Origin of the sequence: Oscillochloris sp. ZM17-4, from assembly GCF_019599295.1 — a bacterium.
Classification (GTDB): Bacteria; Chloroflexota; Chloroflexia; order Chloroflexales; family Chloroflexaceae; genus Oscillochloris.
In genome coordinates this window covers 53943-56254 of sequence record NZ_JAIEWN010000038.1, presented here as the reverse complement: position 1 = coordinate 56254, position 2312 = coordinate 53943, and the positions used below count along the sequence as shown (strand labels likewise).

The window sequence follows — 2312 nt, the reverse complement described above, 5'->3', positions numbered from 1 at the left end:
GGGGCTGCTGCTGCCCTGGGCGCTGTATGTGGGGCTGACGACGGTGCTCTTCCACGTGGAGCTGCGCTACCGCCTGCCGCTCTACCCGGCGCTGCTGCCGTTTGCGGGGCTGGCGATCGTAGGGGACAGGGGACAGGGGACAGGGGACAGGCGTGCGGCACGACTCATAGGCATTGCATGTGTGCTGCTGACGCTCGCGCTCACGTTGGCCCACGCGAACTACCCGGCGCTGGCGTGGCGGCTGGGCTGGAAGCATCTGGAGCTGGGGCGGGCGGAGGCGGCGCTGGGGCGGGGCGACGCGGAGGCGGCGCGGGCGGCGGCCGGGGGCGCGCTGGCCCTGGACGATGGCTCGGCCCTGGCGCGGGTGGCCCTGGCCCGCGCCGACCTGCTGGCCGGCGATGGGGCCGGGGCGATGGCGCAGCTGGATGCGGCTATCGAGGTGATGCCGGCCCACCCCTACGCCCACCTGCTGCGCGGCGACCTGCTGCGCCGGAGGGGCGAGGCGGCGGCGGCCCGCGCCGACCTGGCCTTTGAGACGAGCTCGCTGGAGGATCTTCAGGGGTGGAGCTGGGAGCGATTCACGAGCGAGCCGCCGGGCCAGCTCGACCTGGGGGATGGGCTGGACCTGGGGTTTGTGCGGGGCTTCCACAGCCTGGCGCCGGGCGAGGCGGGCTTCCGCTGGACGACGGGCGAGGCGCAGCTGCGGCTGACGGCCCCGGCGGGGACGACGGAGCTGCGCATCCGGGCGGCCTCCGGGCGGCCCGACGGCTCCCCCGCCGCGCTGCGGGTGACGGTCGATGGGCGCGATCTGGGATCGCTTCAGATCAGTGCCGAGGGCGGAGGGTATATCGTGGTACTGCCTGCTCGGATCCCCACCGCCCGGACGGTGGTTGTGGGCCTGCGCAGCGCCACATTCACGCCGCGCGACTTCGAGCGGGCGAGCGACGACGGGCGGCGGCTGGGGGTGAGGGTTATGGGGGTGGAGTTCGGCCCGTAGAGCCCCAGCTCGGCAGGGCGAAGGGCAGGCGCGGGCGGGCGGGCGGCGCGGGCTCGGCGGGCGGGCCGAGCCGCCAGTCGCGCAGGGCGAGCAGCTCGGCGGCGGCGGCGCGGGCGGCGGCGGCCCCGGCGGCCTGGCCCTTCTCGGGGGATGACAGGTCGAGGGTGGCGATGTCGGCCACGTCGGGGCGCAGGAGCAGGGCCGGCGGGTGCTGCTCCAGGTAGTGCCTGGTGGCGCGGGCCATGAGCAGGGCGAGCGCGCGGTTGGCGATGGCGAGCTGCTGCGGGGCGAGGGCCAGCCGGGCCAGGGGGTTCTCCGCCTCGACGGGGGCGAGCTGGAAGCCGGGGAGGGCGTCGTCGAGATCGACGGCGATCACCTTCTGGGCGCCGAGGGCGAGGGCCACGTCGACCGGCAGATTGTTGAGGATGCCGCCGTCGGCGAGGATCATGTCGTCGCGCAGGACGGGCGGCAGGATGCTGGGCAGGGCGGTGGTGGCGAGCAGCGCCGCGACCAGCGGCCCCTCGCGGATGATCACCGGCTGGCCGCCGGCGAGGTCGGTGGCGACGACGGCGCAGGGGATGCGCAGGTCGGCGAAGGTGCGCTCGCCGAGCAGCGCCGTCAGGTAGGCGGAGAGCTTGCGCTGGCCGATCAGCCCGGTGCGGGTCGGGTCGGGCGTGGCGATACGGCGCAGGGAGGTGTCGCGGAAGACCTGGCAGATCTGCTCCCAGCTGAGGCCGGCCGCGTAGAGCACGGCGACGGCGCCGCCGGCCGAGGTGCCGACCATGAGGTCGGGCGTGATGTCGAGCTCCTCAAGCACCTGGAGCACGCCGATGTGGGCGGCGCCCTTGCCGCCGCCGCCGCCGAGGGCGAGGGCGAGCCGGCGGGGCTCGGGGGCGTCGGCGGGCGATGCCTCGCGCGCGGGGGACGGCATAAGGTCCTGAAGCCAGCGCACCCAGCCGGCCTGTGTGTCTTGCATATTTGGTTTGCTCCACTGAATCACTGAGGCACTGAATCACTGAGCCACTGCGTAGATGCGTGGGTGAGTAGATGCGTGGGTGAGGGCGCTGACCCGATGTATCACTGAGCCACTGAGCCACTGAATCACTGAGTAGATGATGTAGATGAGGTGTGCGCCGGTCGTAGGAGTACTGTAATTATACGCATATTCCGCTGAGTCACTGAGCCACTGAATCACTGAGCCACTGAGCCACTGAATCACTGAGTAGATGATGTAGATGAGGTGTGCGCCGGTCGTAGGAGTACTGTAATTATACGCATATTCCGCATAGCATGGGGCATCAGTGCAGGGCATGTG

The 2312-nt window shown here is 71.9% G+C and carries 2 protein-coding genes; one reads left to right on the top strand and one right to left on the bottom strand.

The features are described 5' to 3' along the window. On the top strand, window positions 1-997 hold a 997-nt coding region (locus tag K2Z83_RS21500; protein WP_370650247.1), incomplete at its 5' end, for a tetratricopeptide repeat protein. Here the strand turns inward: K2Z83_RS21500 and K2Z83_RS29645 are convergent. After that, the gene (locus tag K2Z83_RS29645; protein WP_305082516.1) at window positions 972-1973 is read right to left on the bottom strand and encodes a patatin-like phospholipase family protein; all 1002 of its coding nucleotides are present in this window, start codon (window positions 1971-1973) and stop codon (window positions 972-974) included. The genes K2Z83_RS21500 and K2Z83_RS29645 overlap by 26 nt on opposite strands. Between the last annotated feature and the right edge of the window lie 339 nt (window positions 1974-2312).